We start from the raw sequence: 26,987 nt of genomic DNA, 5'->3' as shown, positions 1-26,987 counted from the left end.
TGCCTATATAATAACCGTACCTTGGAGTGCCGTCAACCCTAAATTCTAATGATTCAGCTTTTCCTTTGCCAATGCCAGAGCACCACACAATCCAGCATTGTCACCCAATCCTGGAGATACGATATATTGCTCAATATCTGTTGTCAGACTCGAATGCTGCACGTATCCGTTCAAAAGTTCTTGTAGTTTGGTACGAATGAGCGGGAACAATTGGTCTTGCTTCATTACCCCCCCGCCCATAATAATTTTTTGCGGGGACAGGATTAATACATAGCTCATTAAAGCCTGTGCCAGATAGTGCGCTTCCATTTCCCAGGCCGGGTGATCGACAGAAAGCTCATGTCCTTTAACCTTCCATCTTTTTTCGAGCGCAGGACCTGCTGCCAGACCCTCCAAACAATCTCCGTGATACGGACATGTCCCCTCGTAAGTATCTTCTGGGTGACGACGTACCAGAATATGCCCCATTTCCGGGTGAGATAATCCATGTATCAGCTTTCCACCAACCAAAGCACCTGCCCCGATGCCTGTACCTATCGTGATATACAGACAGTTGTCCAATCCTTTGGCGGCACCCCAAATAGACTCACCAAGTGCTGCTCCATTCACATCCGTATCAAACCCCATAGGCACATCAAAATGCTCTTTCAGTTTACCAATCAGATTGTAATTTCCCCAATGTGGCTTTGGCGTTGTTGTAATATAACCATATGTATCACTACCTTCGATAGGATCAATCGGCCCGAACGAGCCTACGCCCAATGCTTCAATGCCCTTGCCTTCAAAAAATGCGATGACATTCTCCATTGTTTCTGCTGGTGTGGTTGTTGGAAAGCTCGCTCGTTCCAGTACCTCTCCACGTTCGTTGCCAATTCCACATACAAATTTGGTACCGCCTGCCTCAATTGCTCCCAATACTGTCATAGTTGCTGTTGTCCCCTTTCGATAATCCGGTTCTCTCTCCACTATATTCACCTGAAATGTACCTGAGGTCAATCCCCTAATCGCAATTGTATATAATCCTTCACAAGACGATATAACTCCGTTAACATAACGGTATACAAATAAGGACACTGACGCATCCAGCCTCAGCATCCCTATATAACTTACTTTACTTAAATTGTCGTACCAAGCCTAATAGCTTCATTATGATCCGGTTGCGACACCCATCAATGTACACAAGCTTTTCATTTCAAGCTGCTCAAACTTGTCTACAATTTGCACGTGATCCAACGTCAGCAGACAACTATCCAAAGCACATGCTACAGGTACACCACAGTGAATTTCAGCGAGTTTGCGTGAAAGATGCAGCATATCCAAATCACTCTCAATTTTTTTGCGGACCGATGGTGTTAATTGATCCAGATTCTCCAGAATGCCCTCAATAGAGTCGTATTCCTGCACCAGCTTGAGTGCCGTTTTCTCACCAATACCTCGTACTCCTGGATAATTATCGCTTGCATCCCCCATCAGGCCTTTAAGGTCCACCACTTGGCGTGGCTTAAGCCCTTTTTCAGTCAGCAGGGTCTCCGGGGTGTATACCATATAATTGCCGTGACCCTTTTTCATAATAATGACCCGTGTCCGATCATCCACTAATTGAAGTAAATCATGATCTCCCGAGAGAATCATTACATCCATGTCCTCATTTTGCGAATAATGGCGTGCAAGCGTACCGATACAATCATCGGCTTCAAAGCCTTCCGCTCCAATGTTGGGAATGCCGAGGCTGTCCGTCACTTCACGAATCAATGTAAATTGGGGAATCAAATCATCTGGTGCGTCGGCTCGATTTCCCTTATACGCAGCAAAATGTTCCCCACGGAATGTCGTTCCGCCCATATCCCAGCAACAAATAACATGTGTAGGATTAAACGTTTGGACTGCATCCCAAAAATATCGAATAAAACCATATATGGCGTTCGTTGGCACCCCAGCTTTTGTACGACGGATATAACCGTTTGCGGCGGTTGCATAATAAGCGCGAAATAGCAGGGCCATGCCGTCAACCAGCATTACGGATTGTTCATTGCGTTGTGTCACAGATTGTATTGCTCCCATTCATCATAATATTTAACCCCCACAGTATAACATATCGTGGGGGTAAATTGGGCGTTATTGAGCTCCCCATGTGCCCTCAAATGTTTCCTCTTTGAACCCTACCGTTACTTTGTTACCGTCGGTTACAATCGGGCGTTTGATTAATCTTCCATTTGAGGATAAAAGCGAAATTTGCTCTTCACGGCTCATGTCTCCCAGCTTATCTTTCAGCTTTAACTCTTTGTACACCTCACCGCTAGTATTGAAAAACTTTTTCAGCTCCAGCCCGCTTTTGCGAATCAATTCTTCCAATTCCTCCGGGCCGGGCGGCTGTTCAAAAATAGGAATCAGTTCCGTCTCATGCCCCTTGTTTTGCAGCCATTTCACTGCATTACGGCAGGTACTGCATTTAGAATACTGATATACTTTCAGTTGGCTCATCGCTAGTTTAACCTCCATTTGGTTTTCTCTTAAAAGCTCCTGCATTTCAGCCATATCGTCAGGTAGAGGAGCATAGAACGTCAGCCGCTCCCCGGTTACAGGATGCTCCAAGGACAGCTCTGAAGCATGTAAGGCTTGTCGAGGCATCCTGACATCAAGCTGATCATATCGCTCACGTTGCGCAGCATCATCAGGTGTAATCCGGTACATTTTATCTCCGATCAACGGGCAGCCGATATAAGTCATATGCACTCGAATTTGGTGCGTACGCCCGGATTCCAACTTTAGTCCGATACGGCTTCCCCCGTTCCACACTTCCTCCAGCTTATACAGCGTAAGGGCAGGATAACCATCCGGAGTCACCATACGCAAATGCGGATCATCCGGGTTGCGGTCAATCGGTCCGTCTACCTTACCTTCCTGCAGCTCAGGGCGCCCATGCACCAGAGCCGTATAGCGCTTATCCACCGTTCCCGCAATCATCTGTTCAGAAATATGCTGGTGTACATATGGATTTTTGGCTACGACCAGCACCCCCGTCGTCTCCTGATCAAGACGATGAACAGGACGAAACCGGAACAGCTCCCCCTTGGTCTGCCAATAATGCACAACCCCGTTAGCCAGTGTTCCTGTGTAATGACCATGAGTCGGATGGACAATCATGCCCGCCGCCTTATTCACCACTAACAGATGTTCATCCTCAAACAATATCTCAAAAGGAATGGGTTCAGGTAAAATATCATCAGAACGCTCGCGCTCCATGCGAATTTCTACTCGATCCCCGGATTTCACCTTTACGCTGATGTACACACGCGTCCCGTTCAGCATAATACCTTGCTCGGTCAGCTTGAGTTTGGATATTAACTTTCGAGAAATGTTCATACGTTTTTGTAAAATAGTCTTCAACAGCATGCCCTCCTCCTCCGGAGGGATCGTATATACGATAGGTTCATAGTACAAGCTCATCACAAATTCCCGGTTGCCTCCTTATTTGCGGAACACTTTTTTGCTGCGCACATATTCGACATCGGGTACGCCCTGACGGACATTCGCTGTGCGAGCGACGGCAAAGAAATAATCGGAAAGGCGGTTTAAATACCGACGTACCGCCGGATTGATGTCCGTATGTTTACCTAGTGTAACCGCACGGCGTTCTGCGCGTCGGCAAACCGTACGGCATACATGAAGCGTTGAGGATAATGTGCTACCACCTGGTATAATAAAACGCTCCACCTTCGGATTTTCCTCCTGACATGCATCAATCCAACCTTCCAGACGCTCTGCCAGCTCGTCCTTCACCTTATATTTGCTTTCACTGATTTTAACAAATGCCAAATCCGAACCACAATCAAACAGCTCCTGCTGTATTTCTTCCAATTGAGTCCGAATATCCGCAAACTCTTCCCCTTCGGCAAAGCTGATCGCTTGTCCTACAAAGCTGTTCAGCTCGTCAATTGTTCCGTACGCTTCCACACGATCATCATCTTTGGACACTCGACCGCCGATCACAGAAGTTTGTCCTTCATCACCTGTTCTAGTATAGATTCCCATTCCATTTCATCCCCTTTATCATTCCGTAAGTGCTTTCAGCACCTTGATGGCTTCTTCCTTATTGCTTGTACGAGGCGGAACGGTAGCAAATAATGTTTTGGAGTTATATTTTAGCTCCTTAAACATCTTCATCTGCTCCACCGGAATTCCGAACAAATGAGTTTCCTTGCTCACATCTGTTCCTTCTTCCTCCTGCCCCTTCTTCTTAAATACGCCGCCCTCGAACACGCCCCGGGCATACGTCTTCTTGTCAAAAGCATCATCTAACGGCAGATTCGAACCATTCTGTCCATACAGCTTCATGTCCTCTTCCGGCAAAAGAAACAGATCATGTTCCCCGGCCGCATATTCTACAACCAGCTTCTGCTGGTTATACAGCGGACTGACTGAAATCTCAATAGTCGGAGCCTGTTCACCCAGCTTATCCTTAAGCTTTTGTGCCAGCTCCTCACGGATGACTGAAGCATCCCCTTTATCCATAATAAAAATGGAGAAGCTGTCCTTGTCCCGTCCCCCACATCCAGCCAATAATACAAGTGTCAGCATTCCGATGATCCACGGCGATAGCCTTTTTAGCCCCGCTCTCATATGTACGCCCCCTCTTCCATGCCATTAATATATCATAAGTTGTGAACGCAAAAAAAGAAGGCTCGACGGCCTTCTTCTTACATTTGGCTGACTTCACACGGTTAAACCTTGCATTCCGTACCATACAGCTTCATATATTCATTGATTTTCAAATCGAGCTTGCAGCTGATCTCAATGACAAGATCAGAGGTGAAGGACTGCTCTTTCTGAAACGTCCGCATCATCTCATTGCGCAGGAACAAAATTTCATCTTCCAGAGAAATGTCGTATCCTATTGAACTAGACGAATTAAATCCAACATATGACATGAGCATTCCTCCTACAATTGAAAAATTGAACTTCCTGCTATCGATTTCAAATTATAGCATAGAAATTTAGAAATAAAATACTATTTTTTATGAATTACCCATAAAAAATAATTTTAACCTTCTTTTCTTACTTTTTCTACAAAATGACCAATCCGATCCAGTGCCTCCGTCAGCTGAGCAACAGAAGTCGCGTATGAGCAACGAAGATAGCCTTCGCCTCCCAAACCGAACACATTACCTGGTACAGCCGCAACTTTAGCCTCTGCCAAAAGACGCTGTGCAAATTCATCTGAGCTGAGTCCCGTGCTTTGAATACTAGGGAAAACGTAAAAAGCCCCTCTTGGCTCATGGCACTCCAGGCCGATTTCCCGAAACCCTTCAACCATCAGACGGCGACGCTGATTATAGGCTTCTACCATACGATCTTTCTCACCCAAACCATTCCGCAACCCTTCCAGTGCCGCAACTTGCCCCATAGAAGGCGCACACATTACGGTGTACTGATGGATTTTGAGCATAGCGGCAATCAGATCGGGATGTCCGCATGTATATCCAATACGCCAACCTGTCATGGCGAAGGCTTTGGAAAAACCACTGACGAGAATTGTACGATCCATCATACCAGGCATAGCCGCAAAACTGACGTGCTTCTCTCCATAATTCAATTCAGCATAAATTTCATCAGAAATGACGATCAAATCATGCTTTTCCACGACTTCGGCAATCGGAAGCCAATCTTCATAAGTCATCGTAGCCCCAGTTGGATTGCTCGGATAGCATAAAATCAGCACCTTGGATTTAGGTGTAATTTTTGCCTCCAGCGCCTCAGCCGTCAGCTTGAATTCATCCTTAGCAAAGGTTTCAATACCTACCGGAATCCCGCCTCCAATTGCAGTGATTGGAGAATATGAAATGTAGCACGGTTCGGGCACGAGAATTTCGTCGCCAGGTACAATTAACGCACGCAAAGCAAGATCAATCGCCTCGCTTCCCCCAACGGTCACGATAATCTCATTTTTAGGATCATAACGGACTTCAAATTGCTCATTCAGATAATCACTGATCGCTTCACGCAGTTCTGGCGTTCCCGCATTAGACGTATAGCTGGTAAAACCTCGCTCTAATGAATAGACACAGGCTTCCCGCATATGCCAAGGGGTTGTAAAATCCGGTTCGCCTACACCAAGGGTAATAATATCCTTGTTGCCACCCACCAAGTCAAAAAACTTACGAATACCCGAAGATGGGATCTCGCGCACCAACGGGGACAAATAGGAACTCATAGCTTTGTTACTGTCGGTAAATGCTTCTGTTTTGAGATTCATCATGATCTTCCTTTACGGCGAAATCATCAGACGATTATCTTCCTGATGGTCCTCAAAGATAATTCCGTCCTGCTTGTATTTTTTAAGCGTAAAATTAGTCTTGGTAGACAAGACCGAATCAATAGGCGACAGTTTCTCCGACACAAAATTAGCGACCTCACGAAGATTGCGGCCTTCAACCTCTACCAGCAAATCGTATGCTCCGGACATGAGATAGACCGATTTAACTTGCGGATACAAATAAATCCGTTCTGCAATCCCTTCAAAGCCTCTTCCACGCTCGGGTGTAATTTGCACTTCGATCAAAGCGGTAACCTTTTCGTCGTCGACTTTGTCCCAATTGACTACAGCGGCATATTTGACAATCACGTGTTGGTCTTCGAGCTCTTTCATTGAGGTGCGTACATCCTGCTCGTCAACCCCCAGCATAGTAGCCAATAGAGTCGGGGTTCTTCTTGCATCTTCTTTTAACAATTCCAGCACTTTTAATTTCAATTCATTCAGCTCTGTCATTCTACATAAGGCCTCCATCGAAAGAGATTACTATACATCATACAATACGCACTTTAAACCTGCAAAGAAAAACCGTCCACTCCGGTAAACCCGGCAGGTGGACGGCTGTTATGGGAATCTGCTTCAAAAACAGAAAATCCCGTTTACATATAATAAGGGTTGTTTTGATGTGTAGACTGGCCTTGCTGGTGCATAGATTGACCATATACTCCCGCGGATGTCGACTTTTGCTGAATGAACTGTTGGCATTCTTGTTGGGTCTTGCGAGCTTCTTGAATCTGTTTGTCCAAATCGATGCGCAGTGCTTTAGTTGGAGTGGCGTACATATTATTTTGGCTCATCAGATGATACAAATCACCTTGCAGACGCAATGTATCATTCGTAAGGTCGGTGAACATCTGACGCACAGACGGACAATTGGATTCTGTCGTCGCCGTTGTGTACTCGCGCACTGTACGTTTCATATCAGCTAGAATGGTATAGAGCAAGTCTTTTTCGGGCATAAATGACATATTGTTTTGTGAATACATCTTGTCATACCTCCTTTATTGGTAATCCATAATTACTGCTGCGGTTGCATTGGAGCAAGCTGCTGATGCTGTTGCAGGGCATTGGAAAGCAGATTCAAGTGGTGCTCATGAGTTCTTGCCATTTGCATACAGGCCTGTTGAATGACTGGTTGCTGTATGGACGCCGCTGTCGCTGCACATTGTTTTAACAGTAGTTCTTCATTGGAGATGGAGTCCACGATGTACTCCAGCTCTTTGCCTGACAGGGGTTGCATGTTCGTAGATTGCATAATCTCTGTGCCTCCTTAAAAGTTTTGTTGCACGCTGGTTATCTTGTCCGTTTGGCGAAATACTATGTACACATAAGAAATACTACATATTGCCTATGAGGAGTGCTATTTTATATGGAGTTGATAAGCGGGAATACATATTGGCCGAATACATTGGAGCAGGCGCTGGATTTTCCGCCTTTGGCAGAGGATTTAAATTGTGATGTATTGATCATCGGGGGAGGGATGGGGGGGGCCATCTGCTCCCGGTTATTGGGAGAACGACAGGTAGACACCGTGGTTATTGACAAACGCAAACTGGTAACTGGAAGCTCTTCGGCCAATACTGGCCTGCTGCAATACAGCAATGACAAGACCTTAACTTCTTTCATCAATACGTTTGGTGAAACGAACGGTGTACTGTTTTACCGCATGTGCAAGGATGCACTAGATCAGTTAGATAAGCTGGCTGCCACACTGGATACAGACCCTTTCTTTATTCGGCGAAGCAGCCTGTACTATGCAAGTACACTAGAAGATGTACAGGTGCTTCAGGAAGAGTACAAACAGCTAACCCGGTTTGGATTTCCAGTGGAGTACTGGGATGAGCAACAAGTGGCTACCCGATTTCCTTTTCGAAAACCGGCAGCCTTGTACACACACGAAGATGCTGAGGTTAATCCATTTTTGTTTGCCCAAGGACTATTGCAATCCGCCAGCCGTCTCGGTGTACGCCTATATGAGCATACGGAAGCCAAGCATTTTGAATTCAATGAAAATGAAGTCGTTTGTCATACCAGCGGTGGAATGATCCGAGCGAAAAAAATCATTTTTGCAACGGGTTATGAAACACAAGAGATTAAAACCGATCAGGGAGCCGTTCTGCAAAGCTCTTATGCTATCGCCACCAATCCAATCGGAGATGCTCCCTTGTGGCATGAGCAGTGTCTGATCTGGGAAACGGCCCGTCCTTATCTATATATGCGCTCCACACCGGAAGGACGTATCATTATTGGTGGTTTGGATGAACCTGTATTGGACGCCAACCAACGTGAAATCAGGCTACTACACCAACAACAAAAGCTGCTGCAAGCACTACAGGAGCATTTTCCCAGTGTGCCATTTCAGATCGACTACGCTTGGGCGGCTGTATTCGGCTCCTCTCACGACGGCTTGCCGTATATTGGTCCACATCCGCGTTTTCCAAACTGCTATTTCTTGGAGGGTTACGGGGGAAATGGGACGGTTACGAATATGATGGCCGCACAGCTATTGGCTGATGAACTGACGGGCGCACACCGACCTGAAATGGAGCTGTATTCTCTGACCCGTACGACCAAACCCTCGCCAGAAGCAACAAAACCAATGGTTTAACATATGAATACAAAAAGAACCTCCTTTCGCCTATATAAGTGAATTCTGAGGTTCTTTTTGTATTGAATTTTCCTGTTATTCCGTTTGCTTGCGCCAGCGTTGTGCATGGGAATGAGAATTGCTTCGCTTTGTCTTCTGTTCCATCTTCAGTACATTTCGCATAAAAAACCAGCCGATCACTGGCATTAATGCAAGTCCAATCAACAACCAAATCATCGCTGTAGGAGCCTTGCTGATACTTAGGACGCCCAAGAAAATGAGTGTACCGGTCAACCGGCCTACCATTAAGCACAGTTCACGCAGTACAACCAGTTCCACTCTCTGATTCGCATCTCCTTCACTCGTACCCATTAAATCAAAACTCGCTGAGATCATAGGAATTAAATACAAGGGCAGGAATATAGCGGTGCCGATCCCCATAATCAGTAGCGTGATATACTCCATACGCCATAATAAGGGTAACAGCGCAATTACCAACAATACAGCACCCAACAGCATACCAGCCGAGCGATAGTGTGGCTTGAGCCATTTTCCGACAGCCCAAAAGCTGAAAAATGAAACCGCCGAGGTGATAAGTGAAAACTGTGCCAGCTTCCATTCCTGTTGAGTAGCTACATACACGAGCAGCGTAATCAGGAAGGCAAAAACCCCTTCACGGATGCCCTGGGTAACAAGCGATAACGACAAGGGACGCCACATGCTCCCTTTTTGTGACAATCGTTGCTTAGGCTCCTTCCAATTGTAATTTCCTGTCGGCTTACGCTTGCGAAGAAAGAAACTAAGTACCACTCCTACGACATAAAAAGCTAAGGAAATACTGAATATTACTCGATAACCCGCATCATCCTCCATACGAGCAATAATCCAACCAGACAGCCAAGGACCCACGATACCGGAAAACGAACCCAGCAGACCGACCCATCCGTTAAAATGATCGCGACTTGCCTGATCTGTGACTTCGAAAAAAATGACATTAAACGCCAGCCAGAATAAACCTAATGCTGCACCCAATAACATTCCGAGCGGCCATATGTAGTTTACAGCCTGCGGTCCCGTATATAACACGATTAAATAAAACAGACCGGACAGTGCTGTCCCCACGCGCAGGGCATTCATTTTGTTATGTTCCTTGACCCATTTCCCAGCCACCCAGACCATAATTCCCAGCGCAATTTGTTGGCTGACATTAAACCAGCCAATCATCGCGTAATCCTGCCTGCTCTTCCATAAATATACGTTGAGAAATGTGCCTGACAATGCTGCTGCAAACACAAACAATCCATTCAAGCTTAATAGCAGAATGGATTGTCCGTTCAGGTTTGATTTCAATGCAGTTCCCCCTAACCGAAAAATCACCAATCAGCTTATTTCAAGCCAGCTTGTTCAAAGATTTCTTCGATTAAGATGCCCGTATTGAGCTTGAGCCTATCCGGGGGATTGCTATTTAATTGTTGGAAATACCGCTGAGCTTCTCCAGCATCCGCAGTCGGTCATTCTCTGACAATGTGTGCTGGACATGAAAACAGCTAGGACACACATAAACATTCAAGACGAATGGCAAGTCCAGAACAGGTTTGCCAAGTGCTGGCGACATCGACGGTTCAAAGCCTTCTCTGGTTACGGTTTGCGAACCCGCATGCAGCATGTACTCTCCACATTGGGAACATTCAAGAACCTCATCTTGTCTGTCGAGTATTTGTTCAGCGCCTTGTTCATAAGCCATCAGATCCGCACCGCTTTCTTCAAATTTTTGCAAAGTATGCAGCACCGGCAGCTTATGAAGCTCATTATCCTGCAACAACGGTGCATCAACCGGTTTTTCAACTACGATTTCATCCTCTGCCTCATATAAAATATCCTGCTCTTCATCATCACCGAGCTGAATACTCAATGTACGATAACCCTTCAGGTCTTCTTTTCCATGAGCGTGAGGCGCCGGGGTTACAGAAGTCACATGATCATGTTTCGTCTCTTCATGTCCATGCTCACCGGCATGTCTATGAACAGGTGGAGAAACAGACTCATCTTCATCATCATCAGTGATGTCAGAGTACCCTTTCAGATCATTATGGCAATAGGGACACTCTTCCTCAGGTCCCAATTCTTCATCCCAAATAATTTCCATGTTACACCATGGACAAATAGTCATTTCCAAGCTTTCTCATCCTTCCGTTCCAAGCGTATACCAAGCTCTAGTATACAGGATGTGTCAAGTTACACTGGCACCGATCACATAAGATAACGATATTGAAATAATCATGGAGAACAAGCCGACAGCACGGTTATCCTCTTTAATCTGTTGATCGATAGAAAATACCGGTGTCAGAAACTCAAAAAGAAAGTACGCCGCAAGTAGCAGTAAAAAGCCAACGAACGACCAAATCATCGTATCGTACACGCTCGATTTGGCTTCCATTGCAAAGCGGAGCACGTTGCAAATACCGAACATTTTCCCTCCCGTAGCCATGGCTACTGAAACATTGCCGCGCTTGATCTCTTCCCAGCATTTATAGCGGGTTACCAGCTCAAAACACGACAAAAATACAATTAACTCCAGCACCGCCACCGAGAAATAACCCAGCATCATCCCCAACGGATGTGACAGCAATTCATCAATCGCCATCTTCACTTCGTCCCTCCCGTTCTACCAAGCGTTCCCGGGCAAAGCCGCAACCCATAACTATTCCAATTCAGCAACGGTTACGCCTGTACCGCCTTCATTGTAATTACCGATACGGTAGCTTTTCACATGTTTATGCTTGCGGAGGTACTCCTGAATACCGGTTCTCAGAACACCCGTACCTTTGCCATGAATAATGTGTACCTGACCCAGATTGGCCAGAAACGCTTCATCCATGAAGCGATCCACTTCCATCAAGGCTTCCTCCACGTTCGCCCCCCGAAGATCAAGTTCACTTCGTACGTTATCATCCCGTGTCCGTTTAACGCCAGTGACTGGCTTTTGAACTCTTGGAGTCGTTGTTTGGGCAGGTTGCAGTAGTTCCAGATCATCCAGACTGACCTTCATCTTCATGATCCCCAGTTGAACCACAGCTTCCTTGGTACCGGACAGTTCAACCACGTGGCCTTTTTTATTCAGACTGTGAACGGATACTTCATCGCCAGCCATGATAGAACGAGTACGCGTAGCGGCCGGGCGTTTGACGGTACTTTTCTTGCGTTGCTTCGGTTCAGCCTCATCCAGTTCTCTGCGAGCTGCAATCAGCTTGTGCTCCTTAACCGAGGCCCCTTCTTCCTGAGCCAATTTACGCAAATCAGTAATGATTTTCTCAGCTTCGCTACGAGCCTTATCCACGAGAACTCTTGCTTCGTCCTCAGCTTTTTCCAGCATACGGTCCCGTTGGGACTCCAGCTTATCCAGCTCCATCTGATGACGGCTACGCAATGCTTCCATTTCTTTACGCAACTGCTCTGCTTTTTCCCGTTCTTGCTCAGCTGTCAAACGGTTCTGCTCCAGTGACGCAATCATGTGCTCAACGCGCTGGTCTTCTTCTGTTACCTCACCACGGGCATAGTCTAATATGCGCCCTGGCAATCCCAATCGCTCGGCAATGGCAAATGCGTTACTTCGTCCGGGGACACCGACCAGAAGGCGGTAAGTCGGGCTTAATGTAGCGACATCAAACTCCATGCTTGCATTAATAATTCCTTTACGCTCGTAGGCATACGCCTTCAATTCACTATAGTGAGTCGTCGCAACCATACGGCAACCCATGGCATGTATATGCTCCAAAATGGACACAGCCAAAGCCGAACCTTCCGCGGGGTCCGTTCCTGCCCCCACTTCGTCAAGCAATACAAGACTTTTGGGCGTCATATTTTTCAGGATGCTAATGATATTGGTCATGTGGCTGGAAAATGTACTTAAGTTTTGCTCAATGCTCTGCTCGTCACCAATATCAGCATAGATTGCATCAAATACACACAGCTGGCTTTCATCCTCGACAGGTACAAACAGTCCAGACATCGCCATCAAACTAAGCAGGCCAATGGTTTTCAGGGTAACGGTTTTCCCCCCTGTGTTCGGTCCGGTAACGATAATGGAGGTGTATGAATTGCCCAGCTCCACATCTATGGGAACGACCTGCTCCAACGGAATTAGAGGATGTCTGCCTTTTTTCAGCTTCAAGTACCCTCGGTCATTCATTAAAGGCAAGGTTGCTTTCATTTCACGGGCGAGACGCGCTTTTGCAAAAATAAAATCAAGATTGCCCAAAATGTCCACATCATACAGCAACATATCCGCTTGTTCTGCGACAAGTGCGGTCAGCTTTTGTAAAATGACTTCAATTTCACGCTCTTCTCTCAGCCTTGTTTCCCTCAGCTTATTGTTCATGGCTACGATAGATTCAGGCTCGATAAACAATGTTGCACCTGACCCGGATTGATCATGAACAATTCCGCCAAAATAAGAACGGTATTCGGCCTTAACCGGGATCACAAACCGATCTCCACGAATCGTAATCAACTGATCTTGAAGCATTTTGGATACAGTTGAGGAACGAATCATGGAATCCAGCTTCTCACGAATACGCACTTCTCCCGAGCGTAGCTCCCGACGGATTTGTGAAAGCTCTGTGCTGGCAGAATCCAACACTTCTGCATTTTCGTCAATACAGCCTTTGATGGAGTTTTCTAAACTTCTCTGCTCCGAAAGCTGCTCACTCCAATACAGCAATGTTTCGACAGGATTTTCTTCATGCAAACTTGTCACGTATACTTGTATACGGCGTGCGGCCTGAACCGTTGTCCGAATGCCAAGCAACTCATGCGGGCTTAATGTTCCACCAATACGGGCACGCTTCACCGCCGGAGTGATATCCACTACTCCGTTAAATGAAGGCACTCCTTTGAGGCGATCAGCAGCATAGGCCTCATCCGTACCTTTCAGCATTTTCTTGATATGCTCCAAATCATCGCTGGGCTGTAGCTGAAGGGCTGTCTGTTGTCCCGTTGCCGTTTGGGCATAGTGACTTAGTTTATTTAGAATTTTTTGATATTCAAGGGTTTTGAAAATTTTAGAGTCCAACTTCACTACTCCTTTCACTTATATCTATATTATACCGAAAGCAGCAAACTTACGCTATTTGCCAACTCTGTTTTACACATAAGAAAGCTCTTCATGCCACACACTAACCTTTGTCTAACCCTGATTCAAAAAACAAAGGAGGTTATTCCGTGAGCATTCTCGGGCACATTGTACGTTTCATCGTTGCCGCTCTGGTGCTGATGGTCGTAAGCTGGATCGTTCCCGGATTTAGTGTAGGCGGCTTTTGGAGCGCGCTGATCCTAGCCATTGTCATTGCCTTGATTGGCTATATCGTCGAGGCGGTGTTTGGTCGACGCGTCTCCCCATTTGGACGCGGTATCGTAGGTTTTCTTGTGAGCGCTCTGGTGATCTGGGTCGCTCAATATGTCGTCGCTCATGTCAGTGTTTCCGTTCTGGGCGCATTGCTCGCTGCATTGGTTATCGGGATTATCGACCTGTTCATTCCGGTATCGACACCGTTTGAAGCCGGTCGCAAAAACGGGAATTAATTTCAGTAATCGCTTCTGGCAAAGCTGTCCCGAAGCAGAATTCATCTGCCAAAGGACAGCTTTTTGTCATTTACACCTCTGAGTGGATACAATAAACAAACAATCCCCGGCGATGAGCAGCCGGGGATTGCCTTACATGTATAATCCGTATCTACTGATCCTGTTCAATAAGTTCAATCCATTCATTATACTCAGTTTGAAGCTTGGTGTATTCTTCCTGTAATTGACGTAATTCCGTAGAAATCCTCTCCGAATTTTCCCGATCTACGTCCTGTTGTACTTGCAACAGACGAAGCTGATGCGCCGCCATTTCATATTTTTGACCCACTTCGTCCAATTCAGACTGCAAGGCCATTCGTTCCTGCTCTATGGACTGCTGTTCAGCCTTCGCCGTTTTGGCAGTTTCAACAGCCAAACGAATCTCCTCCTGAAGCTGTTCCTTTTGTTGAACCGTTACCGCTATTTCCCGCTCCCAAGAAGCAAATTCTTCCTTACGGGCAGCATCTTCGGCTTCCAAACGTTCCGCTTCAGCCTTCAACTGATCGTATTTAAGCTGCCATTCCAGGGATTCTTCCTCAGCACGTTCCAGTTCACTCCGCCGTTCTCGATTTTCCTGCTGGAGCTGCTTGATATTTTGCTCCAGCTGTCCAGCTCGGCTCTTCATGCTTCCATATTGCTCCTGAAGCGATTGATACGCCTTAGTTCCCTCTTGCTCTCGGACTTTGGCTTTCTCAAGCTCATCCTGAACGCGAATCAGCTCAGGTGAAAGCTCCTTGATTCTCGCTTCGAGTTGAACTAGCCGTTGCTGTTGTGAATCAAATTTATCATTAATAGCTTCGAGCTCAGCCGCTGCGTGCTGTAATTGCACTTGTATTTCTTCCTTCTGCTCACGTGCTTCCAGCAGGGAGAGCTCCAGTTCATCAACTGCCACCTGTCGTTCTTCTGCAAGCTTCTTCCATGACTTCTCGCTTTCAGCTAGCGTAGCCAGCTCACTTTGCAACTTGCGAGAAGATACGTGAGCTTGCTCCAACAGCTTCTGCATCCGCCGCTGTTCTTCCTCCAGCTTAGCCGTCTGCTGCTGCTTAGCCTTGGCTTCAGCTTCTAATTGATCATATCGACTTTGCAATTCTTCACGTGCAAGCGTATCTGCCTGCTCTCGCTCTATCGCAGCCTGTCGCTGTGTTTCCAGCACAGACTCCAGCTCGGACTGTTGTTCCTTCAGTACTCTTGCTTGCTCTTGAGCCTCTCCCAGACGAGAAGAAAGCTCTGTACTGCCTGCCTGTACTTGTTCTAATTGTTCCTGAAGCTCCTCGACCCGAATCTCCTGCTCCAGTGCAGCTTCATCAGCTCGTTTCTGCGCTTCTTGATGCTGGAGCTTTTCTTCATTCAACGCCAATTCAGCCTGTTTACGTTCCTGCTCCAGCTGCTCATTCAGTCCGGAGCACTTAGTTTGCCATTCGCTTACCTTCTTGCTATGCTCTTGCTGCAAAGCAGATCGCAGCTTGTCCAGTTCTGTGCGCTTTTGCTCCTGATGAGTCTTCTCTGCAGCTGACAGCTTGGCTTCAGCCTGTTTAGCCGCTTCAAATACTTCCTTCTTCATCTGCTCTTCTATCTGCCGGATACGCGCATTGGCCGCCTCCTGCTGCTCTTTCAGCTTGCGAGAAGCTTCTTGACGGGACTCCTCCAATTCACGTTTAGCTTGTTTTTGTCCATTTTCAAGTTCAGCCGCTTTTTTCTCCTGCTGTTCCAGCTTTGCCCTCAATTGGGCAATCTCCTTGGCTGATACAGATTCGGTTTCCATCAGCTTCTTCTGCGTTGCTTCCTTTTCTTCCTTCAGTTGAATAAGAGATTGATGCATATCTGTATTTTTCTGCTGTTGTTCCCCTAGAGCTGTCTGGAGTTGCGCCAGATCTCCCCGGAGCTCTGCTCGTTCCGCTGCTAAGCGGTTCATATGACTCTGAATTTCCTGGATTTGTACAGCTTCTTCTGCCATATGAACCGCAGCCAGCACGGCAATTCGGGGCATATCCAGACGCGAATGAGCTTGAGAAATGCTGTGCATACGCTCATCCACGTAATTGGCAACCTGCTTCATATAATCGGTATTGCTGCCGACGAGTTTATAAGAAGTACCGTAGATCTCTACAGTGACGCGAGTACGATCTGGTGTAGTCACAATTATGCCCTCCTTCAATACTACTGTATGTTGATTCTAAGGTGTGTCCGGTACTATGGTAACCCGCCTTCCGTGAAGCGTTCAACCTTATTAGTCCGGCTTCCCCGCAGCGGGTAATTATCAGAGTAAGAGAGCTTCTATGATGATAGGCCAAAAAGCCGTATCGAACCTCTGTCACTAAGATTCGATACGGCTTCCCGCATTTCCTGCTACTTTCTCAATTCCGCTCCAAAAGTTTGTTCCAGAGACGTAACGACAGGAGTATGCGCCGCATTGATCTCTTCATCCGTCAACGTATGTTCCCAGTGACGATAGGTCAGAGAGATAGCTACGCTCTTCTTATCTTCACCAAGCTTACTGCCTGTAAATACATCAAACACTCGTGCATCCTGCAACAGCTCTCCGCCTGCAGCGTGAATAACACGAAGCAGTTCGCCTGCCTCAACGTCTTTATTGACCACGAGGGCAATGTCACGTTCCACGGATGGGAAGCGAGCCAGCTCTCTGAACTGAATATGAGAGTTTGCGTGTTCAATGACCTGTTGCAACGCAATTTCTGCAACATACGTATCGTTCAGCCCATAAGATTGTTGGAGCTCCGGATGAATCTGCCCAAGGGTACCGATCCGTTGAGAGCTTCCATTCACATCCAGCCATACCGAAGCGGAACGGCCCGGGTGGTAGCTTTGCGGTTGGTCAGCGACATAACGAATGCTGGCACTCAATCCGAAATAGTCAAACACCGTTTCAAGCGCGCCTTTAATATCAAAGAAATCAACCTTTTCAGCACCAATATTCCATTGTTTTTCACGGCGTACCCCAGTCAACAACAGACTCAGCACTTGAATTTCCTGCGGCTGGCGGGTTAATGTTTGTTCCTCTGTATAAAATACTGTTCCCATCTCGAAAATCGCCAGATTGTCTTGCTTCCGGTTCATGTTATACACCGCTGTATCCAGCATCTGCGGAATGATACTCGTACGCAAAACACTACGGTCTTCGCTCATAGGCATAGCCAAACGTACCGGATGGCTGCCTTCTGTCAGGGCATTAAATAACCCCGTACTTTGCGGATGTACAAAAGAGTAGCTGATCGTCTCCTGCCAGCCACCATGAGCCAGCAATCTGCGCAGGGAGCGGCGCAATGATTGTGATGCTGTCAAAGCTCCCGGAGTTGTAGGACCTTCAATCGGCGTGGTCGGGATATTGTCGTAACCATACAGACGAGCAACCTCTTCGATTAAGTCCACGTCAATGGTGATATCTCCACGGCGTGTAGGAACTTGAACTTCCAGTACCCCTTGCTCTGCGTCGCCACATCCGAAATGAAGTCTACCGAAAATCGTTTTCACCTCAAGCAGCGACAGTTCGGTTCCCAAATATCGGTTTATTTTATCTAGCGACAGCTTGATAATGCGGTTTTCAGCTTTTGCAGACGCAGATTCTACGATGCCCTGGTGTACAGTGCCTCCTGCATAACGCTGAATCAGCGCAGCTGCACGATTCACAGCAGGCACAACAGCGCCTGGATCAACCTCTTTTTCAAAACGCAGACTTGCTTCTGAACGCAGTCCAAGTTGACGAGACGTTTTGCGAACTGTACCGCCGTCAAACTTCGCAGATTCCAGCGCAATGCTGACCGTCGCATCCGTAACCTCGGAGTTGGCTCCACCCATCACGCCTGCCAATGCTATTGGTTTCACACCGTCTGTAATCAGCAGCATATGCGGCTCCAGCTTACGCTCCTGATCATCAAGTGTAATCAATGTTTCGCCTGCACGAGCGAGTCGAACTTCAATATTTCCATTTTCCAGCTTATCCGCATCAAAAGCATGCAACGGCTGACCGTATTCCAGCATGACGTAGTTCGTAATATCTACGATGTTGTTGATCGGACGAACACCTGCCGCCATCAGACGGTTTTGAATCCATAATGGGGAAGCCCCCACTTTTACACCTGTAATATAACGGGCCGCGTAGTGCGTACACAGTTCAGGAGTATCTACCTTCACAGACAGATGATCTGCCGCTGCATCGCTAATTTCCACCAGATCCTTAGCCGGATCAGCCAGAGAAATATCACGTCCCAGAATCGCACTCACTTCATATGCTGCTCCGTGCATGCTCAGGCAATCCGAACGATTGGGTGTCAGATCAAAATCCAGCACCTGATCATCCAGCGCCAGCAGCTTCGTAATTGGCATACCAATTTCAGCATCCTCAGGCAGCACCAAAATACCTTCTTGCAATTCCTTTGGAAGCAGCTTGTCATTCATGCCCAGTTCTTTGGCCGAGCAGATCATACCCATGGATACTACACCACGCAGCTTGGCCTTTTTAATGTGGAAATCTCCCGGCAACTTTGCACCTACAACTGCAACAGGAACCTTTTGACCTGCATCCACGTTTTTGGCACCGCACACGATTTGCAGATCTTCCTCCTGACCTGCATCGACAATACATACATTCAGCTTATCAGCATCAGGATGCTTTTCCTTGCTTTTAACATAGCCGACAACGACGCCAGTAATCCCTTGATTGCGCTGCTCGACCTCATCAATTTCTATGCCCGAACGGGTGATTTTCTCTGCCAGATCCTCCGCGCTTACCTGATCCAGCGATACATACTCGGACAGCCACTCGAATGATACTTTCATATGGGTTCACTTCCCTTGATATAGTTGTTTATTGACGCGCAAACTGTTTCAGGAACGACAGGTCACTGTTATAAAAATGACGAATATCATCGATACCGTATTTCAATATAGCAATCCGCTCTACACCCATACCGAATGCAAAGCCGCTGTACACCTCGGGATCAAAACCGCCCATCTCTAGCACTTTCGGATGGACCATGCCACAGCCCAAAATTTCAATCCACACGCGTTCGCCATTTTTCTTCACAAAAGTTACGTCTACTTCAGCACTCGGCTCTGTGAACGGAAAGAAGCTTGGGCGCAAACGGATTTCGGTCGATTCTCCGAACATTTCGCGTGCAAATTGAAGTAAGGTTCCTTTCAAATCACTCATGCGAATGTCTTTTCCAATGACAAGCCCTTCAATCTGGTGGAATTGAAAAGAATGTGTTGCATCGTCATCATCACGTCGGAAAACCGTACCCGGACAGATAACCTTAATAGGTGTTTCGCCCTTCATCGCTTCCATCGCGCGAATCTGAACTGGTGACGTATGGGTACGCATCAACAGATCCTCAGTCAGGTAAAATGAATCCTGCATATCGCGTGCGGGGTGATTTTTAGGCAGGTTCAATGCTTCGAAGTTATAATAATCCGTCTCAGCCTGTGGACCCTCAGCCACTCGATATCCCATGCCTGTAAAAATATCCTCGATTTGCTCAATCACTTTGTTGAGTGGGTGCAGTCCGCCTTGCGGCAGTGTGCGTCCAGGTAGCGTAACATCGATCTTTTCCGCTTGCAGACGCTCATTCGTTTCCGCTTTCGTGAACTCGTCTTGCTTACGGTTAACGACTTCTTCAATCGCCTCCCGCACCTCATTGGCTACCTGTCCAACAACCGGACGCTCTTCCGCGCTCAGCTTGCCCATACCGCGCAAAATTTCAGTCAATGCGCCCTTTTTTCCCGAGTATTTGACCCGTAGATCAGCCAGCTCCTTAGGTGTTGCCACCTTCTCCAATACTTCCAGTGCTTCTTCCTTCAAGGCCAGCAAATGTTCCTTCATTTGGATGGTTTCGCTCATCGCCTGTTCAGTCCCCTTTCTTCATATCCAGCTTTTCAGACAACAAAAAAAGGTCTTTCCTCCCGGTAAGGGACGAAAAGACCGTGGTACCACCCTCGTTAGACAATAAGCTTAGCTCACCCGGCGTTTTGCCTTACAGCAACATAGTTACAGGTGATTGTTCATGCTATGCATCATCGTCTCGCTCTGCACGTTATAACGGTCGTGAACCGGTATCCCCTACTTGCACATTCGCCATTCACATGGCGCCTGAGGTTCAAGGAACTGCTCCGGAGCGAACTTCAACAGCCCAGTATTTGCAGAAACGCTCTCAATCCTACGACGCTTCCTCCCTGTTCAATCGGACACTGTCTACTCTTCTCCATCAAGACATTTTCAAAAATTCGAACTATTGTTCATTATTATATGCAAACTACCGCGCTTTGGCAAGCAGGGCATACGTTTCAACCCTTTAGATATCGAGATCATCCAACCGCTCCAGATTTGCACGAATGCGCCTGATTTCGCTCAACAACTTTTCATTTTCGTCATTCGTGCCTGTCATTCCCATCAACTCTGTAAGACGCAATTGTAATCGAAGACGTTCCTCACGCCGCTCCTGGTCTTCTGGCTCCCGTTGACGGCTCCGTTCATCTTCTTGCTTTTCGTCGGCTGTCCCCTCATAGATTTCATATCTGCCCCCCGGCTTCATATCGAGTAACCGAGTTGCCGTGCTCCTCACCAGCTCCCGATCATGTGAGACGAGCACCAGTGCTCCATCATAGTTACGCAAAGAATCCTCTACAATTTCACGGGTTTCAATGTCAAAATAATTCGTCGGTTCATCCAGCACCAGCAGATTGGCTCCACTAAAGTACAGATGCAGAAAAGCTACCCTGCATTTTTCTCCCATACTAAGTGTCCCGATCCTTTTAAACACGTCCTCTTTCGCAAAAAGAAAGCAGCCCAACACTGTTCTCGCTTCTGTTTGCGTCATCGTCGGAAGCGCAAGCAGACTATCCAGCAACGTTTGATCCTCTGGGAGCTGCTCCAGCTCCTGTGAAAAATATCCGATGTTCAACTGTGGGTTGGCTGTGATTTTTCCTGTCTGCGGCTCCAGTTGACCTGTTAATAACCGAAGCAGTGTGGTTTTACCAATTCCATTGGGCCCCCGAACAGCCAGACGGTCTCCACGTGCAACGATCAGATTTAGATTTTTCACAATGATACGGTCGTCGTAGCTAAAGTCAACCTGCTCAGCACGCAGCAAATATTTTGCCTGAAACCCGCTGTCACTTAATTTCATGTGCAAAGACGGAGCTTCACGTGGTTGTTCTACCCTGTTAGCCTCCAGTCGCTCCAGTTCTTTTTCTTTCGCATGATAACGGGAGATATTTTTTTTAGCCTTGGCCTTATAGAAGCTCTGTGTAATAGCCACTTCGACTTTGGATGCGCTACGATGTGCCTGGTGAAACCATTCCCTGTAATTTCGAATCGTTTCCTCCAGTGCCTGTTTCGCCAGCTCCTGCTTTCGATAGCTGGCTTCCTGCTCTCGCAGTTCCCGCTCCTTTTGCGCTTTATATTCCTTATAGCCGCCTTTATAGCGTCCAATACCTGTCGATGCAAGCTCAACTATACTCGTAGCCACTCGATCCAAAAAGGCTCTGTCATGCGATACAAACAGCAGCGTTCCCGGATACGTAGACAGCCACTGCTCCAGCCAAAGCAAGCTTTCGGCATCCAAATGGTTGGTCGGCTCATCCAACACCAGCAGCTTCGGCTGCCTGACCATGAGTCCGGCCAATCGCACTCTCGTCTTCTGTCCGCCACTCAGGTCACCATAAGCAATGGACCACGTCTGGACAGGCATTCCCATTCGAGTGAGCGCCTTTTCCACCTCAGACTCCCAGGCAAAGCCTTGCAGGTGTTCGTATTCATCCATCAGCTCGCCGTAACGCTCCAGATGATGCTCCATATCCTTCCCAGCATCGGCTAGGTCAGCTTCCAGCTGTCCCAACGCTTGCTTGAGGAGCCAATGCCGAGGGCTGGCCTGCTGTGCGGCCTCCAGTGCGGTTCGAGACCAATCCACCGTATCCTGCTGCTTCAGCCAGCCCCGCTCTTCCAGTGGCAAATCATGCTCTACTTGACCAGAGGTTGGCACTTCATCTCCCAGCAATATTCGCAATAACGTCGTTTTACCTGCTCCATTTCTTCCAAACAGTGCGAGCCGTTCTCCTTCCATCACATCCAACGACACATTCTCAAATAAAGATGTCCCGTTCCAATCCTTTACTACATTGCGAATACGCAAAATCGTTCTCATACCGATCATCCTTTCCCAGCCCGGTTTTTTGACCCCGGAAGCAATAAAAAAAGCCGCAGAAGGCTGCGGCTTGCATACAAGGAATATAGAATGACTGTTATGAATCGTTTCAGAACATACGCTTATGAAAAATAACACCGTAAACGAATAAGCCAAATCCCGTTCCGGAATAAACGCATACGTCCCTACATTCATTTTCAGACACACTTCTCCCGTTGCAGCTTACAGCCGCCTGCCAGTAACTGTGCAGTTAAGTGGGAAAATCAGTGTGCTTACTTCATCGGACGTATGGTTACCTTCCTTTTCATGGGATAATTACTTGCGGTTAGTATAGCAGATCACAACACATTTGCAAATAACCCTCGTTATTTTCCAAATACCAAAGTTGTATTCGACGAGCCTGCATATTTCGTTACAAACTCTTTAGTATATTCAGGAGTCTGAACTTGATAGCTATAGTTCTTGCTTGGATTCCAGTTGGTTACACGCGATTTTTGATTGTTGATGGTGGGAAAACTCCCTACATCTTTAAACTCGCCATTGCCTTTATCATCAAGAATACCGCCCTTTTCACTACCTTTTCCAAAGTAGTTGTACTCAGAATAGATTCTTGCATTCGTAGCAATGGTATAAGCAAGCTGAAAATTATTAATATAATTATTTTTAACATGGAAATATCCATATCTCATGAGTCCTGGACCACGTACAAGTAAGTTTTCAAAATAATTATTAGCGATCGTGATATGGGGCATGCCATCATAATTTTTATTGCCATCATCAGGATATCCCAAAATGAGACCATATTTATGATTAGCAAATTTGGAGTTACTAATGGTTACATAATCAGCCGATTGGCCTATGTACAAAAGTTTGTCCAGATCCGAGCCATTTGCATTATAACTGTGACCTGCAAACGTAACATGATCAATCCAATAATTTGTGCCCGCAGTAAGATAAAGTTGGATGTCATCGTTACCGTTAATGTTGGCACTGTGCTCAAAAGTTAAATTTTGAAAGATCACATTTCCCGAATTATTTGTTGTTTTCAAATGAATGTTAACCAGTTTGTTTTGCGCATAAGAACCAATGAGCGATTTGTTAGTACCAATGTTGACCACGGTTTTAGAGGAGGCAGAGATATTTTTTTCGATGACCAGAATTTTAGGAGTTGAATCCCCTAACTGGTTTTTCAAATCGTTTAGATTATTGATATAGATAATCTGACCGCCTTTTCCCCCTGTTGTGGCAGGCTTAGTAGCTCCATTTTCACTTTTAGCCTGTCCGGCAAAACCAGTCATTCCATTCGTCGACGTATTCGGAAAATCAGCAGCGGCGAACGTAGAACTTGCAGGGAAAGTAAGCAGCACCAAAGTTAATGCTAAAAACAGAAAAGAAATTTTCCTCATTGCAGCTACACCATCCTTTTTTAAGTTAAATCCCAACAATGCGACTATACTTATTTTTTAGTAAATGGTAAATAGTTCTTTTTATCTGTTTATTTATAGCATATAAGCTAAATGTTTTATATTTTATTTTGTGTGGCAATGTAAAAATAGTTCGTAAGAACGCAAAAAGCCGTGATACCCCATTGGCACCCCGGCTATAATGTATTTATCTACTCCAAACAAAACAAAAACCCTTGCGTCACAAGGGTTTCGAACTTCTTAAAATAGTAAGCGGGTGATGGGAATCGAACCCACGCTATCAGCTTGGAAGGCTGAAGTTCTACCATTGAACTACACCCGCATTTTATAATATCTCGATTCTTATGTATGGCACGCTTAACCTATCGTCAACCAGCTGAATCAGGATGTTATTTAGTATAACTTACCTTTCAGCAAAATGCAAGCATACTACATACTATCCTGAGCCAGCCAATTCATAGGTTCACGTAAAAACAATTTTTCAAAGATTTCTGCCGGAATGGGGCGACTAAAATAATACCCCTGACCCTCATGACAATCTTGTGCCTGCAAAAAATGAAGCTGCTCCTCATTTTCTACCCCTTCAGCCGTAACCTTCAGCTTCAAATGGTGAGCCATGGAGGCAATAGTAGATACAATTGCTGCATTTTTGCTGTCGACCAGTACCTCATTTACAAAGGAACGATCAATTTTTAGACGATCAATCGGGAGATTCTTCAAATAATGCAATGAGCTATAGCCAGTTCCAAAATCATCAATACTGATTGCGACACCAATAGCCTTTATTTTTTTTAACTGTTCAAAGGCTCGATCCTTATCAAAGGTCATACTCTCGGTAATCTCCAGCTCTAGATAGCGTGCTTCAAGTTCCGTATAGGTCAAAATGCCCCGAATTACATCCACCAGCTTTTTTTGCTGAAATTGGCGCATGGATAAATTGACCGAAATCGGGATTGGTGGGTACCCAAGCTCCTGCCAATGCTTATTTTGCAGACAGGCCTCCCGTAACACCCATTCCCCCAAGGGCACAATTAAACCACTTTCTTCAGCCACCGGAATAAAATCGCCTGGCATCACCATCCCACGATGAGGATGATTCCAACGCACCAGCGCCTCCAAACTCGTTAGCTCGCCACTTTGCAGGTGGACACGAGGTTGATACACCAATGAAAATTCCTCATTTTCAAGCGCTCGCCGCAGATCATTTTCCAGCTGGAGTCTTTCATGCGCTCGCATCTGCATCGAACTAGCATACCGCTGAAAATTCACTCCCTGCTCTTTAGCACTATGTACAGCCGTATCCGCCTGCTGAATAAGCTGTTCACTCTGATTCGCATCCAACGGGTACAAAGCTATACCAACGCTCACCGTCACATGATAAGACTCACCATCAATATCGAAAGGCAGATCGAACAGCTTCACCATATCATCAATACGACTTCTCATAGCATCTGTATCTTCGTATCCCGTTAGAAGAAAGGCAAATTCATCTCCGCCCATGCTAAAGACAGCTTCCCCTTCATGGCTAAAATGCCCCAAGCGTTCGCCTACTGCATACAGCAAATAATTTCCTGCCATATGTCCAAGCGAATCATTAATCGCCTTGAAACGATCAATATTTAGAACTAAAAGTGCTACTGTCTCATCCGATTTCAATGATTTGCGCAATATTTTATCTAAACGTTGGGAAAGGCGACGACGATTGGGGAGTCCTGTTATATCATCATTATAAGCAATGTGATTAAACTCAGATTCGGCTGCCTGCTTTTCACGATAAGGAACCAGAACCATCAACCGGACCAGCCCGCTCAACATGTTATAGAATGCTATCGCGTTGGTCAAAAGTCCCAATAGGTGATTAATATCGCTCATTTGCTCAGAAAATAAATAGAACAACTGACTCACAACACACAGTCCAATTCCACGAACCATAAGCAACATGCCCAACTCCGCCGGGCGAACTTTCCGATATTTTCGCACCCCGAAAATAAAAGTGAACACAAGTAGTAACATGACAGCCAGATTTAACGTCCAGCCCAGGTTACCTATTTCGTATCGTATACGTAGATCCGGTAAGCCTGCACCAAATATCTTAATAACTCCTAGAATCAGCAAAGTGCAGCCTATCCCTGCCCACAAAGCCACCGCTTTGTATTCAGACTTCGTCTTGCTAAACGGGAGGAAACAAACGCATAAGAGCAAGACAGAGGTAAAGGCACGATTTACAAACAGCAGCCATAACGAAACGCCCGGAGACAAAGCAAAGTCCGTCAGGCTCACGAAACTAAACGAAACAATATGAACAAGGTAAAGCAGACCAGCCACCAAAAACGTCGGGGCAATAAGAAGTCTCTGCAAGGATAACTGTTCCAGTAAAACGGACCAGGATTGATAAAAAATAGAAAAACAAATCGCAGCACAGGCAAACCCTATGATCGGATATAACAAGAAAAAAACATTATGGGAGTATATCTTATTCAAAGTTACGTGAAATAACTGAACCAAGACAAACAAAACTATCGCAGCAATGCCGATACCTATCGTTTTTTTTACTTCCAGCCGTATACTCATTCAGCCTCTTCAGCCCCCTGCATATCGGAGATTCCGATCATCTAAGACGTTTGACAGCTTTGGAAGCCGTTGTTTAAGTCTATAGTATCAAAAATAATGTTGTATTCTGGTATATAATAGCATTTAATCTGTGAAAGGTGAATCATTTTTTTGTCTTAAATTCATGAATTCATTTTCGCATTTACGCAAATAACCGAGCTTACAGCACCAAAAAAGCGCATCATCTTGTCAGATTATGCGCTTCAGATAACCTTTTCCAAAAAGGTGATACCTATACCCCAACGCTGCACAACATAAAAGAAATAGTATGTACAGGACCC

The 26,987-nt window shown here is 46.2% G+C and carries 22 protein-coding genes, 1 tRNA gene and 1 pseudogene; 2 read left to right on the top strand and 22 right to left on the bottom strand.

Translation table 11 applies throughout. The features are described 5' to 3' along the window. Positions 1-45: 45 nt before the first annotated feature. The 11 genes and pseudogenes from MKY16_RS07635 to MKY16_RS07585 all read right to left on the bottom strand — a co-directional run bounded on the left by MKY16_RS07635 (position 46) and on the right by MKY16_RS07585 (position 7,565). Complete coding sequence (locus tag MKY16_RS07635; RefSeq protein ID WP_307348962.1) at positions 46-924, bottom strand: ROK family protein; 879 nt, start codon at positions 922-924, stop codon at positions 46-48. A gap of 222 nt (positions 925-1,146) precedes the next feature. Further along, the gene (locus MKY16_RS07630; RefSeq protein ID WP_080710677.1) at positions 1,147-2,043 is read right to left on the bottom strand and encodes a 5'-3' exonuclease; all 897 of its coding nucleotides are present in this window, start codon (positions 2,041-2,043) and stop codon (positions 1,147-1,149) included. A 72-nt stretch (positions 2,044-2,115) separates the two neighbouring features. Next, positions 2,116-2,481: an arsenate reductase family protein gene (locus MKY16_RS07625; protein ID WP_141695545.1), complete on the bottom strand. Its 366-nt coding sequence runs from the start codon at positions 2,479-2,481 to the stop codon at positions 2,116-2,118. 12 nt (positions 2,482-2,493) lie between these two features. Beyond that, positions 2,494-3,447 (bottom strand): annotated as a pseudogene (locus MKY16_RS07620) (RluA family pseudouridine synthase); the annotation flags it as partial. A 21-nt stretch (positions 3,448-3,468) separates the two neighbouring features. Continuing rightward, positions 3,469-4,032, bottom strand: a complete 564-nt coding sequence (locus MKY16_RS07615) for a cob(I)yrinic acid a,c-diamide adenosyltransferase (protein WP_029516494.1) — start codon at positions 4,030-4,032, stop codon at positions 3,469-3,471. 18 nt (positions 4,033-4,050) lie between these two features. Then, positions 4,051-4,620 (bottom strand): hypothetical protein, encoded by a 570-nt coding sequence (locus tag MKY16_RS07610; protein WP_069012834.1) that lies wholly within the window; start codon positions 4,618-4,620, stop codon positions 4,051-4,053. Positions 4,621-4,721: 101 nt separating this feature from the next. Continuing rightward, positions 4,722-4,928, bottom strand: coding sequence for an aspartyl-phosphate phosphatase Spo0E family protein (locus MKY16_RS07605; RefSeq protein WP_069012835.1), 207 nt, complete (start codon positions 4,926-4,928; stop codon positions 4,722-4,724). A 113-nt stretch (positions 4,929-5,041) separates the two neighbouring features. Then, entirely contained in the window at positions 5,042-6,253 is a 1,212-nt protein-coding gene (locus MKY16_RS07600; protein ID WP_029516491.1) for an aminotransferase class I/II-fold pyridoxal phosphate-dependent enzyme, read from the bottom strand. Between the two features lie 12 nt (positions 6,254-6,265). Further along, the gene (locus MKY16_RS07595) at positions 6,266-6,766 is read right to left on the bottom strand and encodes an Lrp/AsnC family transcriptional regulator (protein WP_039269763.1); all 501 of its coding nucleotides are present in this window, start codon (positions 6,764-6,766) and stop codon (positions 6,266-6,268) included. A 143-nt stretch (positions 6,767-6,909) separates the two neighbouring features. Further along, positions 6,910-7,296, bottom strand: a complete 387-nt coding sequence (locus tag MKY16_RS07590; protein WP_340954896.1) for a spore coat protein — start codon at positions 7,294-7,296, stop codon at positions 6,910-6,912. A 32-nt stretch (positions 7,297-7,328) separates the two neighbouring features. Continuing rightward, the gene (locus MKY16_RS07585) at positions 7,329-7,565 is read right to left on the bottom strand and encodes a hypothetical protein (protein ID WP_340954894.1); all 237 of its coding nucleotides are present in this window, start codon (positions 7,563-7,565) and stop codon (positions 7,329-7,331) included. A gap of 114 nt (positions 7,566-7,679) precedes the next feature. Between MKY16_RS07585 and MKY16_RS07580 the strand changes: the two genes are divergently transcribed. Then, positions 7,680-8,918 carry an NAD(P)/FAD-dependent oxidoreductase gene (locus MKY16_RS07580; RefSeq protein WP_340954893.1) on the top strand — a complete coding sequence of 413 codons (1,239 nt, stop codon included), beginning with the start codon at positions 7,680-7,682 and terminating at the stop codon, positions 8,916-8,918. Between the two features lie 75 nt (positions 8,919-8,993). Here the strand turns inward: MKY16_RS07580 and MKY16_RS07575 are convergent, their stop codons facing one another. From MKY16_RS07575 to MKY16_RS07560, 4 genes are all read right to left on the bottom strand, one after another. Further along, positions 8,994-10,247, bottom strand: coding sequence for an MFS transporter (locus tag MKY16_RS07575; protein ID WP_069012839.1), 1,254 nt, complete (start codon positions 10,245-10,247; stop codon positions 8,994-8,996). Between the two features lie 115 nt (positions 10,248-10,362). Next, a complete protein-coding gene (locus MKY16_RS07570) occupies positions 10,363-11,073 on the bottom strand; it encodes a hypothetical protein (RefSeq protein ID WP_069012840.1) in 711 nt (236 codons plus the stop codon). A gap of 54 nt (positions 11,074-11,127) precedes the next feature. Further along, the gene (locus tag MKY16_RS07565; RefSeq protein ID WP_013309402.1) at positions 11,128-11,541 is read right to left on the bottom strand and encodes a DUF350 domain-containing protein; all 414 of its coding nucleotides are present in this window, start codon (positions 11,539-11,541) and stop codon (positions 11,128-11,130) included. Between the two features lie 57 nt (positions 11,542-11,598). Further along, positions 11,599-13,968 carry an endonuclease MutS2 gene (locus tag MKY16_RS07560; protein WP_209949856.1) on the bottom strand — a complete coding sequence of 790 codons (2,370 nt, stop codon included), beginning with the start codon at positions 13,966-13,968 and terminating at the stop codon, positions 11,599-11,601. Positions 13,969-14,117: 149 nt separating this feature from the next. Between MKY16_RS07560 and MKY16_RS07555 the strand changes: the two genes are divergently transcribed. Then, positions 14,118-14,477: a phage holin family protein gene (locus MKY16_RS07555; RefSeq protein WP_029516484.1), complete on the top strand. Its 360-nt coding sequence runs from the start codon at positions 14,118-14,120 to the stop codon at positions 14,475-14,477. Positions 14,478-14,628: 151 nt separating this feature from the next. On the opposite strand, the gene MKY16_RS07550 is transcribed toward MKY16_RS07555, so the two are convergent. From MKY16_RS07550 to MKY16_RS07520, 7 genes are all read right to left on the bottom strand, one after another. After that, positions 14,629-16,653, bottom strand: a complete 2,025-nt coding sequence (locus MKY16_RS07550) for a DNA repair protein (protein ID WP_340954890.1) — start codon at positions 16,651-16,653, stop codon at positions 14,629-14,631. Between the two features lie 209 nt (positions 16,654-16,862). After that, a complete protein-coding gene (gene pheT, locus MKY16_RS07545) occupies positions 16,863-19,310 on the bottom strand; it encodes a phenylalanine--tRNA ligase subunit beta (RefSeq protein ID WP_029516482.1) in 2,448 nt (815 codons plus the stop codon). Positions 19,311-19,338: 28 nt separating this feature from the next. Then, positions 19,339-20,370: a phenylalanine--tRNA ligase subunit alpha gene (gene pheS / locus MKY16_RS07540; RefSeq protein WP_273041806.1), complete on the bottom strand. Its 1,032-nt coding sequence runs from the start codon at positions 20,368-20,370 to the stop codon at positions 19,339-19,341. Between the two features lie 451 nt (positions 20,371-20,821). Further along, entirely contained in the window at positions 20,822-22,672 is a 1,851-nt protein-coding gene (abc-f, locus tag MKY16_RS07535) for a ribosomal protection-like ABC-F family protein (protein ID WP_340957556.1), read from the bottom strand. Between the two features lie 365 nt (positions 22,673-23,037). Further along, a complete protein-coding gene (locus MKY16_RS07530; RefSeq protein ID WP_318626829.1) occupies positions 23,038-24,078 on the bottom strand; it encodes a polysaccharide lyase family 1 protein in 1,041 nt (346 codons plus the stop codon). Between the two features lie 269 nt (positions 24,079-24,347). Then, a tRNA-Gly gene (locus MKY16_RS07525) sits at positions 24,348-24,418 on the bottom strand. A 107-nt stretch (positions 24,419-24,525) separates the two neighbouring features. Then, positions 24,526-26,667, bottom strand: a complete 2,142-nt coding sequence (locus MKY16_RS07520) for a bifunctional diguanylate cyclase/phosphodiesterase (protein ID WP_340954889.1) — start codon at positions 26,665-26,667, stop codon at positions 24,526-24,528. Positions 26,668-26,987 lie beyond the last annotated feature (320 nt).

It is taken from the genome of Paenibacillus sp. FSL L8-0641, assembly GCF_038006265.1.
In the GTDB taxonomy this organism is placed as follows: domain Bacteria; phylum Bacillota; class Bacilli; order Paenibacillales; family Paenibacillaceae; genus Paenibacillus; species Paenibacillus polymyxa_D.
Note: the sequence above shows the minus strand (reverse complement) of the source record. Positions and strands in the feature narration are given on the sequence as shown.